This window comes from Pseudomonas sp. PS02302, from assembly GCF_029959585.1.
Taxonomy (GTDB): Bacteria; Pseudomonadota; Gammaproteobacteria; order Pseudomonadales; family Pseudomonadaceae; genus Chryseomonas; species Chryseomonas aestiva.
Map to the genome: position 1 here is coordinate 17,286 of NZ_JASCON010000060.1, position 15,300 is coordinate 32,585.

Genomic DNA, 15,300 nt, shown 5'->3' on the forward strand with positions numbered 1-15,300 from the left:
CCCACCTAAAAACCGACGCTTCCCGTGCCCTTTTGCCGCTAGCGTTGGATTAAACCTCGGTAAATTTGAAGGTACGACCTGGATGCCCAACGTCAAAGTCAAAGAAAACGAACCCTTCGACGTAGCGCTGCGTCGTTTCAAGCGTTCCTGCGAGAAGGCCGGTGTACTGGCCGAAGTTCGTAGCCGCGAGTTCTACGAAAAGCCCACCGCCGAGCGCAAGCGTAAAGCTGCCGCCGCGGTCAAGCGCCACGCTAAGAAAGTACAGCGCGAACAGCGCCGTCGCGAGCGTCTGTACTGAGTTACAGCGTTTCTCTGGCGTCATCAAACAACCCGACCTCTGGTCGGGTTGTTTGTTTCTGGCCTTCCCGCTTCGCCCTGGCGTCCTCTGGCGCAGTGCGGTGCCTCCGAAGTTCGCGCAAGATTTGGCGAGTGATTTTTTGGCCTGGGCAAGGCGCTGCGACGAGTCATAGCAGGGCTATGGCGAGGAGTAGCAACGCCGTCCAGGACGAAAAAGCGCCGCCAGAATTGTGTAGATAACTTCTGAGGCACCGCACTAGACTGCCCTCCTCGCTTCATCCTCCGCTCTTCGCTCCTCTATCCAGACGCTGACCATGGCCGGACTCATCCCGCAAGGCTTCATCGACGACCTGCTCAACCGCACCGACATCGTCGAAGTGGTGGGCGCACGGGTGAAGCTCAAGAAGGCCGGCAAGAACTGGATGGCCTGTTGCCCCTTCCATAACGAGAAGACGCCCTCCTTCAGCGTCAGCCCCGACAAGCAGTTCTACTACTGCTTCGGCTGCGGCGCCGGCGGCAACGCCCTGGGCTTCATCATGGACCACGACAACCTCGAATTTCCCGAGGCGGTCGAGGAACTGGCCAAGAAAGCCGGCGTGGACGTGCCGCGCGAGGAAAGCGGTGGCCGGCGCAAGCCGCGACAACCCACGGACTCGCCGCTCTATCCGCTGCTGGCCGCGGCCGCCGAATTCTATCGCCTGGCGCTGCGCAACCATCCCAAGCGCCAGGCGGCGGTGGACTACCTGAAGAAGCGCGGCCTCACCGGCGAGATCGCCCGCGACTTCGGCCTGGGCTTCGCCCCGCCAGGCTGGGACAACCTGGGCAAGCATCTGGGTGGCGACGACCTGCAGCAGAAGGCCATGCTCGATGCCGGCCTGCTGGTGGAGAACGCCGAGAGCGGCAAGCGCTACGATCGCTTTCGCGACCGGGTGATCTTCCCGATCCGCGACAGCCGGGGCCGGGTGATCGCCTTTGGTGGTCGGGTGCTGGGCGACGACAAGCCCAAGTACCTCAACTCGCCGGAAACCCCGGTCTTCCACAAGGGCCAGGAACTCTACGGCCTGTTCGAGGCACGCAAGCAAAACCGCGACCTGGACGAGATCCTCGTCGTGGAAGGCTACATGGACGTCATCGCCCTGGCCCAGCAGGGCATCCGCAATGCCGTGGCCACCCTGGGCACCGCCACCAGCGAAGAGCACATCAAGCGGCTGTTCCGCATCGTGCCGAGCATCCTGTTCTGCTTCGACGGCGACCAGGCCGGCCGCAGCGCCGCCTGGCGCGCCCTGGAATCGGCCCTGCCGGTGCTCAAGGACGGCTTCCGGGTGCGCTTCCTGTTCCTGCCCGAAGGCGAGGACCCCGACACCCTGGTGCGTGCCGAGGGGGCGGATGCCTTCCAGGCGCGTTTCGTCCAGCAGGCCCAGCCGCTGGCCGAGTATTTCTTCCAGCAACTGATGATCGAAGCGGACCCGGCCACCCTCGAAGGCAAGGCGCACCTGGCCACCCTGGCGGCGCCGCTGATCGAGAAGATTCCCGGCAACAACCTGCGCCTGCTGATGCGCCAGCGCCTGAGCGAACTCACCGGTCTCGGCAACGACGCCCTGAGCCAGCTGGCACCGTCCGCACCGGCGCAGGATGCGCCTCCCATGGACTATGGCGACTACGCCTACGCCCATGCCGAGGAAGCGCCGGCGCAGCAGCAGTGGACGCCACGCCGCGAGGGCAAGGGCGGGCGCGACGGCAAGGGCTGGAAAAAGGATTTCAACGGCAAGGGCGGCGGCGAGCGCATCCCGCGCCAGCCACCGGTCAAGGTGGAGACCCCGGTGCTGGCCGCGCTACGCAGCCTGCTGCATCACCCGACGCTGGCCCAGGCGGTGCAGGACGCCCGCGACCTGGCCGAGGAAAGCGATCAGTACGCCCAGCTACTGGTCGCCCTGGTCGAGGCGCTGCAGAAGAAGCCGGGACAGAGCACCCTGGCGCTCATCGCCCGCTGGCACGGCACCGAACAGGGGCGACTACTGCGCGCCCTGGCGGAAAAAGAGTGGCTGATTGCCGGCGACAACCTTGAACAACAGTTTTTCGACACCATAACGAGGTTAGCCGCCAGCCAGCGTGATCGCTCGCTGGAGCAACTCCTACGCAAGGCGCGACAGAGCGAACTGAGCTCCGAAGACAAGGACCGCCTACGCGAACTCCTCAGCCGTCCGGCGGGGTCCGTGACCTAACTGGCACGACCACCGTCTAACCGGCTATAATGTTCAGCTATTTTTGCCCGCCTAAGCCTTCAGTGGAAGGGTACCTATGTCCGGAAAAGCGCAACAGCAATCCCGTCTGAAAGAATTGATCGCCCGCGGTCGTGAGCAGGGTTACCTGACTTACGCGGAGGTCAATGACCACCTACCGGAGGATATTTCAGATCCGGAACAGGTGGAAGACATCATCCGCATGATCAATGACATGGGGATCAACGTATTCGAGACCGCGCCGGACGCTGATGCCCTGCTGCTGGCGGAAACCGATACCGACGAAGCCGCCGCCGAAGAAGCCGCCGCCGCCCTGGCCGCGGTGGAAAGCGATGTCGGCCGTACCACCGACCCGGTGCGCATGTACATGCGTGAAATGGGTACCGTGGAGCTGCTGACCCGCGAAGGCGAGATCGAGATCGCCAAGCGCATCGAGGAAGGCATCCGCGAAGTCATGGGCGCCATCGCCCAGTTCCCGGGCACCGTCGACTATATCCTCAGCGAATACACCCGCGTCACCACCGAAGGCGGTCGCCTGTCCGACGTCCTCGCCGGCTACATCGATCCCGACGACGGCAGCCTGCCGAATGAGAGCGAGGTCCTGCCCGTCCCGAACAAGGCCACCGATGCCAAGGCCGTGGACGACGAGAAGGACGAAGAGGAAGAAAGCGACGACGCCGACGAGGAAGAAGGCGACGGCGGTCCGGATCCGGAAGAGGCTCGCCTGCGTTTCGGCGCGGTCGCCGAGCAGCTGGAAAAGACCAAGAAGGTGCTGAAGAAGCACGGCCGCGACAACGACCACGCCGTGGAAGAATTCGTCGCCCTGGCCCTGCTGTTCTCGCCGATCAAGCTGGTGCCCAAGCAGTACGAAGCCCTGGTGATCCGCGTGCGCGAGTCCTTGGAGCGGGTGCGTGGCCTCGAGCGCGCCATCATGCAGCTCGCCGTGCGCGATGCGCGCATGCCGCGTGCCGATTTCCTGCGCCACTTCCCCGGCAACGAGACCAACACCGAATGGACCTCCGGCCTGCTCAAGGGCAAGCCCAAGTACGCCGAAGGTCTCGAGCGCTTCCAGGCCGACATCAAGGCCAAGCAGGCCCAGCTGGCCGAACTGGAGCGTGACTACGAGCTGAAAGTCTCGCAGATCAAGGACATCAACCGCGCCATGTCCATCGGCGAGGCCAAGGCCCGCCGCGCCAAGAAGGAAATGGTCGAGGCGAACCTGCGCCTGGTGATCTCCATCGCCAAGAAGTACACCAACCGTGGTCTGCAATTCCTCGATCTGATCCAGGAAGGCAACATCGGTCTGATGAAGGCGGTGGACAAGTTCGAATATCGCCGTGGCTACAAGTTCTCCACCTATGCCACCTGGTGGATTCGCCAGGCCATCACCCGCTCCATCGCCGACCAGGCGCGCACCATCCGGATTCCGGTGCACATGATCGAGACGATCAACAAGCTGAACCGGATCTCCCGCCAGATGCTGCAGGAGATGGGTCGCGAGCCGACCCCGGAAGAGCTGGGCGAGCGCATGGAGATGCCCGAGGACAAGATCCGCAAGGTGCTCAAGATCGCCAAGGAGCCGATCTCCATGGAGACGCCCATCGGCGACGACGAGGATTCGCACCTGGGCGATTTCATCGAGGACAGCTCCATGCAGTCCCCGATCGAAGTGGCCACCAGCGAAAGCCTCAAGGAAGCCACCCGCGACGTGCTCTCCGGCCTCACCGCCCGTGAAGCCAAGGTCCTGCGCATGCGTTTCGGCATCGACATGAACACCGACCACACCCTCGAGGAAGTGGGCAAGCAGTTCGACGTCACCCGCGAGCGTATCCGCCAGATCGAAGCCAAGGCCCTGCGCAAGCTGCGCCACCCGTCCCGCAGCGAACACCTGCGCTCCTTCCTCGACGAGTAAGACGTAGCCGCTGCACCAGAAAACCGGAGCCCAGGCTCCGGTTTTTTTATGCCCGACAAGGGTTTGGCGATCCCCGCCACCCCCGGTATACTCCACCGCGCTATAGGGCCTATAGCTCAGTTGGTTAGAGCAGAGGACTCATAATCCTTTGGTCCACGGTTCAAGTCCGTGTGGGCCCACCATCTTTCAGGAGCCGCGCGTTGCGCGGCTTTTTCATGCCTGTAATTTGGGCTTTTGCCCTGCCTTTTCCGAGTCCTCGTGCTTTAGCCGAACGTCTGCACGAAGGGCGCAGCGCTGTGCCGGATGGCAGCGACGATCTGTGGCGCCTGCTCGCAAAGGTCAGTTGCACGCATTAGGACCCGCTCCAGCGCCTCCAGCTGGGCGCGGATCACCTCAGCCGGTCGTTCAACGTCGCAGACTTCCGCAAAATCCAGCAAACCCTGGCGCGAGGCAAACAGCGACTTGTTGCCCATCAACTCCAGCGCCAGAACATCCTCGGGAAGGTAGGCGGTGGTGTTGACGATGTCGTAGGCGGGCGCCAGCCGTGCATCACGCTGGGTAGGGTCGGCATAGAGCAAGCCGAAGTTCTTCAGATGCGCATCGCCATTGCCGAGGATGCAGCTCAGGCTCACCGTGGCGAAGAGTTGCGCCAGCGAAGAGCGGACATGTTCGGGCGCACAGAACAGGCGGATGGCCTTGGCGATCGCCGAATAGCTCTTGCTGTACTTCTGCTCAGCTGCCAGCCCCATCAGGGCAGCCATATCTTCGAAGCCGAGAGGTTCAAGATGTTCGTCGCGGTCGAACCGGCGCATGACGAAGAGCTTGGCGTTGCTGGAAAGGTGAAATTCCGGCACCGGAATGCCTGCTTCGCGGGCCACGGACATGCAGAGGTATTCGTTGATTGCCAGTCCTGGAAATTCGTCTCGACCGCTCTTGATGATCAACTCGGCGGTTCTCGAGGTGAAGCGGGCATCCTCCCGCTCGGGCACCAACACCTTGGGCTGTACGCCGGAGATACCGGCGCGCAGGATGTAGCGATCCACCAATTCGACGAACAGGTCTTCCGTGCCATCCCAGGCGAGAATCTCGCTGAGTCGTTCGCCTGGAAAGCGCTGGCGTTCCAGTAGTGTATCGATCTCAGGCGATGTCACCGTCACGCGACCGATGGGCGAACTACTGCCCGTCAGGGCCAGCAGAGCCATAGGATCCAGAGGTACCAGCTTGGCCAACCTGTTGCGTAGCTGCTCCAGTACATAGCCTTCCGGCAAATTCATCTGGAAGATCGGATGCAGTTCGCGGCGGCGATAGTCATCCAGGCGCACCGGCATCAGCAGACTGATGGCAGCCATTGCCGAAGCATCGTCCTGGTAGCGGAACAGGTAGTCGCCATCCTGAGCCATGAGCGCTCCGCTCCCGCCTGCAGGAGTTGCGACTCGCAGCCGGGTCTTCATCAGTCGAATATCCCCTGAATCTCGTCCAAGGTCGGCAAGGCGGCAGGGATTATTGCCAGCTCGCAATCCAAGGCTGCGAGCGCTCGTGCGTAGGCTGCCATACCGACACGGGAGTCTCCTCGCTCCACAGCGATGATCTTTTGCCGAGTAAGGCCTGCCAGTTCGGCGAGGCTCGCTTGCGTAAGGCCTCGATTGAGGCGCCGCTGGCGGAGTTGGCTGCCAAGACGTTGAATGATCAGCTCGCTATCCATGTTCTGCATACGTAACAAAGTTGATTATTTGTAACGTATACGAAACCTCAGGCTTTCAGTAAAGCCAATTCTATCGCTGTGGCAAGTCGTACCTTTGAGTGCCTGTTGGTCGCTCTCTGGCAACGCCTGAATGGCTAGACGTGCAGCAACGCCAACACCCCTACAACCACCCCTCCCCCGGCCACCCCATAGACCGCTGCCTGCAACCAGCGTCGCCGGGTCAGTAGGGTGATGGCGGCCAGGGAGATGGCGACCTGCATCAGCATGGTGGCCTGGGCCCAGCGGTGATGGCGGTGGAGCTGGGTTTCGCTCAGGGCTTCGTTGGCCATGACCTTTTCCTCCAAGGCTTCGGCCTTGGTACGGATCTCGGCCTTTTGCTGGGCGTAGCGCTGGCTGTCCTGGGTGAAGCGTTGAGCGGTGTCGGGGTTGGTCGCGAGGGCAGCGCCCAAGTCGGCGAGGTTCTGCTTTTCGCCCTTGGCCTGGTAGTAGCCCCACTGGTTGGCGGCTTCGGTCTTGGCGATGGCTTCTTCGTTCTTGTAGTAGAGCGCCAGGCTCTCGGCGTTGCCGCCCTGGTAGGCGCAGAGGGCGCCTAGCGTCGCCAGGATGGCGGTGGTAACGGCGATGCGGCCGGTGAGGCTGTCACGGCGATGGGCGCCGTGGGTGGCGTGTTCCACCTCGTGGTCGTGGGGGCCGTGGACTTCGTATTCGCTGGACAAGACTCAGCTCCGCTGCGGATTCCTGCGGCGAGGCTATCTGGGCTGGCTTAAGACCTTCTTAAGGGGTTAGTTCTGGCTCAGCCTGTCGAGTAATTCGCGAGCATGGTAGACCCGGTGGCGACGCTGCGCCGGCTCGCTGAGGATGCCGCACTTGACCAGAACCTCTAAGGCCTTGTTGGCCGTCGGAAAGGATACGCCGAGCCATAGCTGCACCTGGCGCACGGTAACGACCGGCTGGGCCAGTAATAGCAGTGGCAGCTTGAGCGCCGCAGCGTCACTACGTAATCCGAGCGTTTCGAGTTGCCTTTGCCAGCGCTGCTCCAGCGCTGTCATATCCTGGGCGATGGCTACGGCGGAGCGGCAGGCATGGGTCACCGCCTCGGCCAGGAAGGTGCACCAGGGAGCCCAGTCACCTCTGAGCTGCGTGGCCGCCAGGGTATCGTAGTAGTCCCGCCGATTGCGTAGCAGGAAGCCCGAGAGGTACAGCGGTGGATAGCCTTCGGTGGCCAGCAGCAATGGCAGCAGCAGGCGCCCCACCCGTCCATTACCATCGACAAACGGGTGGATAGTCTCGAACTGGGCATGCGCCAGCGCCAATTGCGCAACGACGGAGAGTTCGCCCTGTTCGTCCTCAGCGGGCGTGTAGTGCAGCACATCGCGCACGAAAGCGGCCATGCACTCCGGTAGGTATTCAGGTGGCGGGGGTACGAAGGTGGCGTCCTCGATCCGTCGACTCTGACCGATCCAGGCTTGAGTGACGCGGTATTCGCCCGGTCGATAGGCTTCCCCAGCGTCGTGCATCAGCTCAGCGTGCAACTGCTTGACCAGACGCTCATCCAAAGCCGCTCGGCTGCCCTGTTGGCGATAGGTGGCCAGCCCGAATTCCAGCGCCTGCACGTAGCGCTGGGTAATGCCCGCATCAAGGGGCAAACCCTCGCCACCCGTCACTTCATACTCGAACAACTCAGGAAGTTGCGTGCGTGTGCCCTCGATCTGCGAGCTGTGTACCGCCTCCCGCCGCGCCAGGGTGCGGGTGATCAGGTCGTGGTTCGGCAGCAACTGGCTGGAAGCCTTGAGCATACCCAGGGCCTCCTGGGCGTCCCCTAAGGCCCGTCTCAGCCTGGCCTCCATGGGTAGCCGCCGCGGCACGGGTGGAGGCACCAGCGCATAGCAGTGGGGATAGTCTGGACAACGAACCAGGCACGCCTGGCGTTCGGGACTCAAATCCTGCTTCCGCATGACGTTATCCATTAATAAGCAGTCGGTTAATTAAAGGATAACGTACTAAACCTTAATAATCCGCTGACCTATGTAAGTTAGAGCTTGGGCAGCCGCGCCTGCAGCCAGCGGCGCAGCGGACCGGCCACCCAGCGCTGCATGGCCAGGCCGAGCAGGACGATGAGCACCAGGTGCAGCGGCAGCATCCAGCCGGGAATGGGGATGGGCAGGGCCAGTGCCTCGCCGACGTCTTCGGCCAGGTCTTCGAGGCTGTCGCCGGCCAGGTGCATCCAGCCCAGCAGGGTGCGGGTCCAGGGTTCGAGCACGCCGATCAGCGGGGTGTGGACGGCGAAGATGCACAGCGAGGCCTCGCCGAGGCGCTGGGCCAGGCGGCGCACGCCGGCGCGACCGGGTTCGCCGAAGGTGGCGCAGGCCAGCAGCACCGCGGCCTGGAAGGGCGTCAGCAGGCCATTGTGGACCAGGTAGAACCAGCGGCGGCCATCGCCTTCCAGCAGCAGGGCGCCCAGCCACAGGCCGGTCAGGCCGAACAGCAGCAGCGGCACGCGCAGGCGCTGGGTGGTCTCGGCCACCCAGGGCTCCTGCACGGCGCGATAGAGGAGGATGCCGAGCAGGAATTCCGGCAGGCGGATCAGCGGATTGCGGTGGATGACGCCCACCGTCACGGTATCGAAGGCCTGGGCCCAGGTGGCCACTAGCGGACCGAGCAGATAGAGCCCCCAGAGCATGACGGCAGCCAGGGCCCAGCGGCGCAGGCGCATCAGGCGCGGGCCGAGCAGCGGGAACAGCAGGTAGAAGAACAGCAGCGCCGAGATCGACCAGGCGGCGCCGTTGAGCCAGAGAAAGCGCGGTTCCCAGGATTGCAGCAGTAGCAGTTGCAAGAGCACATGGGTGGTGGCCGCCAGCCAGGACAGCGGCAGCATCTCGTCCAGCGCGCTGCCCTCCTCCAGCTGCAGATAGGGATGCTGGTTGTAGTAGACCGGCACCCCGTGTTCCAGCCAGGAATCCTGGGACAGCCAGTAGGACAGCCCTAGCGCGACCAGCAGGGTCAGCAGGTGGATGGGATAGAGGTTGCACAGCCGCCGCAGGACGAAGCCACGGGAGCTGCCCTTGAGCGCGCCCTGGCGATCCAGGCTGACGTGGGCCAGCAGGAAACCGGAGAGCAGGAAGAAGGTGCTGGTGGCGAAGAAGCCCATGCCGGCCAGGCGGCGGAAGGCATCCGGCAGATCGCTGTAGAGCCCGCCCAGGTGGTAGACGACCATGTACAGCGCCATGAGGAATCTCAGCCATTCCAGACCGTAGTAACGGGCAGTGGGGCGGCTTGCGGTTGAAGAGGTCATGGCAGCGGTTTACGGCGGATAAGACCTGATTATAAGCCGCCTGGGCATGAGCCCTGCCGATGTTCATGACAAAAGCATGACAACCGGTTTCCCGAGATTACCCGGCGCCGCTCAGGACGCCGCCGTCCGGCAGTCCTGCGGTGTCTTAAACCGGGACCGCTTCAGCCGGCGAAGGCAGGCTCCGGCAACCCCTGCACGCCGGGGTCCAGGGCGAACAGACCACCCGCCAGCGGCTGATCGCTCAGATCGCCACCCGGACGGATGGAGGTCACGAACAGGGTGTCCAGGTTGCGTCCGCCAAAGGCGCACATGGCCGGCTTCTTGACGGGCACGGCCAGGGAGCGATCGAGCCGGCCGTCGGGCGTGAAGCGATGGATCAGACCGGCATCGTTGCCGCAGATCCAGTAGCAGCCGTCGACATCCACCGCGGCGCCATCGGGCCGGCCGGGATGAGTGTTCATGTCGACGAACAGCCGCCGGTTGCTGGGTGTGCCCGAGTCGGGATCGTAGTCGAACGCCCAGATCAGTTGACGGCTGGGATGGGAGTCGGACAGATAGAGGGTGCGGCCATCGGGGCTCAGGGCCAGGCCGTTGGGCACGATGAGGTCGTCCAGCAGCAGCCGGGCGCCGTCGCCGGCCGTATGGCTGTAGAGGCGCCCAGCCGGGGCGCCCTGCGCCATGTCCTGCACCATGGTGCCCACTAGGAAGCGGCCCTGGCGATCGCAGCGACCGTCGTTGCATCTCATGGTCGGCTGGGCATGGTCTAGAGCGACCAGGCGCTCGCCGCTGAGCTGACCGGAAGCCTCGGCCTGCAGGGCGAAGAGGCCGCTTTCCAGACCGGCGAGCCAGCCGCCGCCCTCGCGCGCAGCGATGCAGGCGAGCATTTCCGGTGCGCTCCAGCTGTCCAGGGCGCCTGTCGGGGTCCAGCGGTGCAGCCGTTTGGCCGGGATATCGACCCAGTAGAGCGCCTGTTCGGCAACGTGCCAGACCGGGCACTCGCCAGTGGCGTTGCGGGCATCGACGAGCAATTCGGCAGTCATGGCGGCCCTCCTCAGTCGTCGAAGGGACCGGTGGCGACGAAGGCACCACCCTGGTAGACCATCGACGGATCGTCCGCCGCCGGCATGGGCTGGGCCTCGACCTTGGCGCGGAATTGCTCGGAGTTGTCCTTGGGCTGGAAGCCCAGGTGCGCGGCCAGGCGGTTGTCCCACCAGCTGTCGCGGTTGTCGGAGGCGCCATAGACGATGGTGTGACCGACATCTGGAGTGGTCAGGCTGCGCAGGATGAGGTCAGTCAAGTCTTCGTAGCTCAGCCAGGTGGCGAGCATGCGGCGATTCTGCGCCTCGGGGAAGGAGGAGCCGATGCGGATGCTCACCGTCTCGATGCCATAGCGATCGAAATAGAAGGTCGCCAGGTCTTCGCCAAAGGCCTTGGACAGGCCGTAGTAGCTGTCCGGACGCTGGGGCACGCTGGCGTCGATGCGCTGGTCCTGGCGATAGAAGCCGATGACATGGTTGGAGCTGGCGAAGACGACGCGCTTCACCCCATGACGGCGCGCGGCCTCATAGAGGTTGAAGGTGCCGCGGATATTGGCTTCGAGGATGGGTTCGAAGGCGTGCTCGGTGGAGATACCGCCAAAGTGCAGGATGGCATCGACGCCTTCCACCAGGGCATGGACGCCAGCCTTGTCCGCCAGGTCGCAGGTCACCACCTCTTCCGCCGGACTTTCGGCCGCCGCCATCGGTGCGATGTCCGACAGCCGCAGGGTCTCGGCATGGGGCTTGAGCCGCTGGCGCAGCTCCTTGCCCAAGCCGCCGGCAGCGCCGGTCAGCAACAGACGGTGGAAAGGTGACGAGGAGACTTCGGACATGAGCGGGCGCCTTCTTATGGAGTTATCTGGCAAGAGGTACGACATCCCACCTCTTTTCGCGATTCTCGCGGGCGCCTGGGGTCCTGTCAATGCTGCCTAGGTCGGCAGGCAAGGCAGTCGCAGGCGGAAGGTCGCACCCTGCCCGGCGATGCTTTCCACGTGCAGGCTGCCATGGTGCGCCTTGACGATCTGGTCGGCGATATAGAGGCCCAGGCCCAGGCCGGCGATGTTCTCGGTGCCGCTGGCGCGCTCGAACTGGCGGAAGATCAGCGCCTGGTGCTCCACCGGGATGCCGATGCCATGGTCCTTGACGCTCAACTCCACGTCGGCGCCATCGCTGCGCAGGGAAATCTCCACCGGACGCCCGGCGCCGTATCTCATGGCGTTGGTCAGCAGGTTGGTGATCACCTGCTCGATGCGGAATTCATCCCAGTAGCCGGGCGCCGGGCCTTCGGCGTGCAGCTCCACCGGGCAACCGGCGGCGGCGAATTGCGAGGCGAAGCTGTCGACCACGGTGTTGACCAGGGCGGCGAGGTCGCACTGCGAGGGGCGGATGGACAGCTTGCCGGTGCGGATCCGCGAGATGTCGAGCATGTCGTCGATCAGGTGCACCAGGCGCTGGATCTGCCGCTCGTCACGCTCGGCCATGCCGGCCAGCTTGTCGGGCGTGAAGGCCTCCAGCTTGCCCTTGTCCAGGTACATGCGGCGCAGCTGGGCTTCGAGCATCAGGGTATTGAGCGGCGTCTTGAGTTCGTGGGAGACCATGGACATGAAGTCGTCCCGGGTGCGCACCGCCTGCTGCAGCTCGACCTGGGTCTGGCGCAGCTCGGCGAGCAGGATCTCCTGCTCCTGGCGACTCTGCTCCAGGGCCACCAGCTGCTCGGCTAGGCGCTTGCGGTGCCAGTAGAGGTCGACGAAGACCCGGGTCTTGCTCTTCACCGCATGGACATCGAGGGGCTTGTGCAAAAAATCCACCGCACCGCTCTCGTAGCCCTTGAAGGCGTAGTTGAGGTCGCGGCCGGCGGCGCTGACGAAGACGATGGGAATGTGCCGGGTCTTTTCCAGGCCGCGCATCATTTCCGCCAGTTCGAAACCGTTCATGCCCGGCATCTGCACATCGAGGATCGCCAGGGCGAATTCGTGCATCAGCAGAAGCTCCAGCGCGGCCTCCGCGGAGCTGGCCTGGAAGATCTCCAACGCCTCGCTGCGCAGCAGGGCTTCCAGTGCCAGGAGATTTTCCGGCAGGTCGTCTACGAGCAGGAGCTTCGCCTGTTCGACGGGTACTTCAGCCATGGTCGCGTTCCAGCTCGATGAGCAATAGATGGATGCCCGGCACATCCAGCACGAAATCCGGGTGGAATCTCTTCAGCGCCGCCTCGGGCATGGTCGGCACCTCGGCCGACTGCGGCGACTGGACGACGGTGATGCCGCGGTTCTGCGCCAGGGCGTGCAAGCCGCTGGCGCCGTCCTGGTTGGCACCGGTCAGCAGGATGCCGCAGACCTGCTCGCCCAGGGCATCGGCCGCGCTTTCGAACAAGACATCGATGGACGGCCGGGAAAACTGCACCGGCTCGTCACGCGACAGCGACAGGGTGAAGTCGTCCTCCACCAGCAGGTGATAACCCGGCGGCGCGAAATACAGGCTGCCCGGCAGTATAGCGTCCTTGTCCTCGGCCTCGCGTACCCGCAAGGCCAGTCGCTGCTGAAACAGCTCGGCCAGGCGCGAATTGCGATCGTCCGGCAGGTGCAGCACCACCGCCAGCGGCAGGCGGTAGCTGGCCGGCAGGGTCGAGAGCAGGCGCAGCAGCACCTGCAGCCCGCCGGCAGAGGCTCCGATGACGATGAGGCGCAACGGTTTCAGGGGCGGGAACATGCTAGAGCCTGCGGAACAGCCGTTCCTGCTTCACCACCGGCTCGAAGTGGCTGGCATAGGCGGAGAAGTCCAGCGACTCCTTGCTGCCCAGGCCGAGAAAGCCGCGGTGGCTGAGGGACTCGTGGAACAGGCCGAGTGCCCGATTCTGCAGATTCTTGTTGAAGTAGATGAGCACGTTGCGGCAGGACACCAGCTGCGTCTCGGAAAAGACGCTGTCGGTGGCCAGGCTGTGGTCGGCGAAGGTCACGTTGGCGATCAGCGACTTGTCGAACAGGGCGCCGTCGTAGGCCGCGGTGTAATAGTCGGAAAACGCTCGGGTGCCGCCGGCCTTCTGGTAGCTGGCGGTGTAGGCGCGCATGCGCTCCAGCGGAAAGATGCCCTGGCGGGCCTTCTCCATGGAGCGCGGATTGATGTCGGTGGCATAGAACAGGGTGCGCTCGAGCAGCCCTTCTTCCTGGAACAGGATGGCCATGGAGAAGACTTCCTCGCCGGTGCTGCAGCCGGCGATCCACACCTTGAGCGAGGGGTAGGTGCGCAAGATCGGCACCACCTGCTGGCGCAGGGCGAGGAAGTAGCCCGGATCGCGAAACATCTCGCTGACCGGGATGGTGATGAATTGCAGCAGCTCGGCGAACAGCGCCGGATCGCGCAGCACGCGCTCCTGCAGCGTCGAGATGCTCGGGCAGTCGAAGCGCGTCAGCGCCTGCAGCACCCGCCGCTTGAGCGAGGCCTTGGAGTAATTGCGGAAGTCGTGGCTGTATCTCAGGAAGATGCCTTCCAGCAGCAACCTCAGCTCGATGTCCTGCAGCCGTTCGCTCATGACCTACAGCCGCTCCAGCGACGGCATCCAGACACGGATCAGCGAGAACAGCCGGTCCAGGTCGATGGGCTTGGCCAGATAGTCGCTGGCGCCGGCGGCGAGGCAGCGCTCCTGGTCATCCTTCATGGCCTTGGCGGTGATGGCGATGATCGGCAGCTTCTTCATGTGCGGCCGCTTGCGGATCTCGCGCATGGCTTCGTAGCCGTCCATCATCGGCATCATGATGTCCATCAGCACCAGGTCGATGGTATCGCTGTTGTCGAGCTTCTCCAGCGCTTCCAGGCCGTTGCGGGCGATCTCCACCTTGGCGCCCTTCTGCTCCAGGGCACTGGTGAGGGCGAAGATGTTGCGCACGTCGTCGTCCACCAGCAGCAGGGTGCGGCCGTCGAAGGCCTTTTCGCGACTGCGGGCGCTTTCCAGCATGCGCTGGCGATCGAGCGGCATGTCGGCCTCGATCTTGTGCAGGAACAGGGTCACCTCGTCGAGCAGCCGCTCCGGCGAGCGCGCACCCTTGATGATGATGGAACGCGAATACTTGAGCAGCGCCGCTTCTTCGTCGCGGGTCAGGCTGCGACCGGTGTAGACGATCACCGGTGGGAAGGAGCAGATGTCTTCGCTGGCCATGCGCTTTAGCAGTTCGCCGCCTTCCATGTCGGGCAGCTTGAGGTCGATGACCATGCAGTCGTAGACCTCGTCGCGCAGCAGTTCCAGGGCCTGGCTGCCCATCTCCACGGCAGTGATCTCCACGTCCACATCGCCGATCAGCTTGGCGATGCTGTCGCGCTGCAGGGCGTCGTCTTCCACCAGCAGCACCCGCTTGATGCCGGCGGCGAACTTGGCTTCCAGCCGGGTGAAGGCGTCGCGCAGGTCGTCGCGGGTGGTGGGCTTGATCGCATAGCCGACCGCACCCATGTGCATGGCCGTCTCGATGCGATCCGAGGCCGAGACCACATGCACCGGAATGTGTCGGGTCAGGGGATTTTCCTTGAGTCGCTCCAGCACCGTGAGGCCGGAATGATCCGGCAGCCCCATGTCCAGCAGGATGGCATCGGGACGGTATTCCAGCGCCGCGGCGAAGCCTTCCTCGGCACGGTGGGCCACCAGGCAGCTGTACTTCAGCTCGTGGGCCAGATCGAAGAGGATCTGCGCGAAGGGCACCTCGTCCTCGATCACCAGCACCCGGCGATCCGGATAGGGCCAGCTGTCGCGGTCGTCGGCAAAGGCCGACCCCACCGGCGCCGGGGCCCCCGGGGGGGGGGGGGGGGGGGGGGGGGGCGGGGGGGGGGGGCGGGGG

General features: G+C 64.2%; 14 protein-coding genes and 1 tRNA gene. 4 read left to right on the plus strand and 11 right to left on the minus strand.

Annotated elements, in window-relative coordinates:
* Positions 1 to 82 precede the first annotated feature (82 nt).
* The 4 genes from rpsU (at position 83) to QMX82_RS18430 (ending at position 4,631) form a co-directional block, all read left to right on the plus strand.
* The gene (gene rpsU / locus QMX82_RS18415; protein WP_007159750.1) at positions 83 to 298 is read left to right on the plus strand and encodes a 30S ribosomal protein S21; all 216 of its coding nucleotides are present in this window, start codon (positions 83 to 85) and stop codon (positions 296 to 298) included.
* A 313-nt stretch (positions 299 to 611) separates the two neighbouring features.
* A complete protein-coding gene (gene dnaG / locus QMX82_RS18420) occupies positions 612 to 2,519 on the plus strand; it encodes a DNA primase (RefSeq protein ID WP_282286260.1) in 1,908 nt (635 codons plus the stop codon).
* A 76-nt stretch (positions 2,520 to 2,595) separates the two neighbouring features.
* Positions 2,596 to 4,449: an RNA polymerase sigma factor RpoD gene (gene rpoD, locus QMX82_RS18425; protein ID WP_282286262.1), complete on the plus strand. Its 1,854-nt coding sequence runs from the start codon at positions 2,596 to 2,598 to the stop codon at positions 4,447 to 4,449.
* Positions 4,450 to 4,554: 105 nt separating this feature from the next.
* Positions 4,555 to 4,631, plus strand: a tRNA-Ile gene (locus QMX82_RS18430).
* An 81-nt stretch (positions 4,632 to 4,712) separates the two neighbouring features.
* Here QMX82_RS18430 and QMX82_RS18435 read toward each other — a convergent pair.
* The 11 genes from QMX82_RS18435 to QMX82_RS18485 all read right to left on the minus strand — a co-directional run.
* The gene (locus QMX82_RS18435) at positions 4,713 to 5,900 is read right to left on the minus strand and encodes a type II toxin-antitoxin system HipA family toxin (RefSeq protein ID WP_282286264.1); all 1,188 of its coding nucleotides are present in this window, start codon (positions 5,898 to 5,900) and stop codon (positions 4,713 to 4,715) included.
* Complete coding sequence (locus tag QMX82_RS18440) at positions 5,900 to 6,151, minus strand: helix-turn-helix transcriptional regulator (RefSeq protein ID WP_282286266.1); 252 nt, start codon at positions 6,149 to 6,151, stop codon at positions 5,900 to 5,902. Before QMX82_RS18440 ends, QMX82_RS18435 begins: the two co-directional genes overlap by 1 nt.
* Positions 6,152 to 6,285: 134 nt before the next feature.
* Positions 6,286 to 6,867: a DUF4337 domain-containing protein gene (locus QMX82_RS18445; RefSeq protein WP_282286268.1), complete on the minus strand. Its 582-nt coding sequence runs from the start codon at positions 6,865 to 6,867 to the stop codon at positions 6,286 to 6,288.
* A 66-nt stretch (positions 6,868 to 6,933) separates the two neighbouring features.
* On the minus strand, positions 6,934 to 8,118 hold the full coding sequence (locus QMX82_RS18450; RefSeq protein ID WP_336619074.1) for a Fic family protein: 1,185 nt from the start codon (positions 8,116 to 8,118) through the stop codon (positions 6,934 to 6,936).
* 65 nt (positions 8,119 to 8,183) lie between these two features.
* A complete protein-coding gene (locus QMX82_RS18455) occupies positions 8,184 to 9,443 on the minus strand; it encodes an acyltransferase family protein (RefSeq protein ID WP_282286270.1) in 1,260 nt (419 codons plus the stop codon).
* A gap of 161 nt (positions 9,444 to 9,604) precedes the next feature.
* Entirely contained in the window at positions 9,605 to 10,483 is an 879-nt protein-coding gene (locus QMX82_RS18460; protein ID WP_282286271.1) for an SMP-30/gluconolactonase/LRE family protein, read from the minus strand.
* 11 nt (positions 10,484 to 10,494) lie between these two features.
* Positions 10,495 to 11,313, minus strand: a complete 819-nt coding sequence (locus tag QMX82_RS18465) for an NAD-dependent epimerase/dehydratase family protein (RefSeq protein ID WP_282286273.1) — start codon at positions 11,311 to 11,313, stop codon at positions 10,495 to 10,497.
* A gap of 96 nt (positions 11,314 to 11,409) precedes the next feature.
* The gene (locus tag QMX82_RS18470) at positions 11,410 to 12,606 is read right to left on the minus strand and encodes a hybrid sensor histidine kinase/response regulator (RefSeq protein WP_133861963.1); all 1,197 of its coding nucleotides are present in this window, start codon (positions 12,604 to 12,606) and stop codon (positions 11,410 to 11,412) included.
* Positions 12,599 to 13,186 carry a chemotaxis protein CheB gene (locus tag QMX82_RS18475; RefSeq protein ID WP_282286274.1) on the minus strand — a complete coding sequence of 196 codons (588 nt, stop codon included), beginning with the start codon at positions 13,184 to 13,186 and terminating at the stop codon, positions 12,599 to 12,601. Before QMX82_RS18475 ends, QMX82_RS18470 begins: the two co-directional genes overlap by 8 nt.
* 1 nt (position 13,187) lies before the next feature.
* Entirely contained in the window at positions 13,188 to 14,006 is an 819-nt protein-coding gene (locus QMX82_RS18480) for a CheR family methyltransferase (RefSeq protein ID WP_208693605.1), read from the minus strand.
* 3 nt (positions 14,007 to 14,009) lie between these two features.
* A partial coding sequence (locus QMX82_RS18485) for a response regulator (protein ID WP_282286275.1) occupies positions 14,010 to 15,300 on the minus strand: 1,291 nt, incomplete at its 5' end.

What these genes read in the sequence shown, in the direction of transcription:
- rpsU (WP_007159750.1), top strand. Translation starts at nt 83, where the DNA reads ATGCCCAACGTCAAAGTCAAAGAAAACGAACCCTTCGACGTAGCGCTG.
- dnaG (WP_282286260.1), top strand. Translation starts at nt 612, where the DNA reads ATGGCCGGACTCATCCCGCAAGGCTTCATCGACGACCTGCTCAACCGC.
- rpoD (WP_282286262.1), top strand. Translation starts at nt 2,596, where the DNA reads ATGTCCGGAAAAGCGCAACAGCAATCCCGTCTGAAAGAATTGATCGCC.
- QMX82_RS18435 (WP_282286264.1), bottom strand. Translation starts at nt 5,900, where the DNA reads ATGAAGACCCGGCTGCGAGTCGCAACTCCTGCAGGCGGGAGCGGAGCG.
- QMX82_RS18440 (WP_282286266.1), bottom strand. Translation starts at nt 6,151, where the DNA reads ATGGATAGCGAGCTGATCATTCAACGTCTTGGCAGCCAACTCCGCCAG.
- QMX82_RS18450 (WP_336619074.1), bottom strand. Translation starts at nt 8,118, where the DNA reads ATGGATAACGTCATGCGGAAGCAGGATTTGAGTCCCGAACGCCAGGCG.
- QMX82_RS18455 (WP_282286270.1), bottom strand. Translation starts at nt 9,443, where the DNA reads ATGACCTCTTCAACCGCAAGCCGCCCCACTGCCCGTTACTACGGTCTG.
- QMX82_RS18460 (WP_282286271.1), bottom strand. Translation starts at nt 10,483, where the DNA reads ATGACTGCCGAATTGCTCGTCGATGCCCGCAACGCCACTGGCGAGTGC.
- QMX82_RS18465 (WP_282286273.1), bottom strand. Translation starts at nt 11,313, where the DNA reads ATGTCCGAAGTCTCCTCGTCACCTTTCCACCGTCTGTTGCTGACCGGC.
- QMX82_RS18470 (WP_133861963.1), bottom strand. Translation starts at nt 12,606, where the DNA reads ATGGCTGAAGTACCCGTCGAACAGGCGAAGCTCCTGCTCGTAGACGAC.
- QMX82_RS18475 (WP_282286274.1), bottom strand. Translation starts at nt 13,186, where the DNA reads ATGTTCCCGCCCCTGAAACCGTTGCGCCTCATCGTCATCGGAGCCTCT.
- QMX82_RS18480 (WP_208693605.1), bottom strand. Translation starts at nt 14,006, where the DNA reads ATGAGCGAACGGCTGCAGGACATCGAGCTGAGGTTGCTGCTGGAAGGC.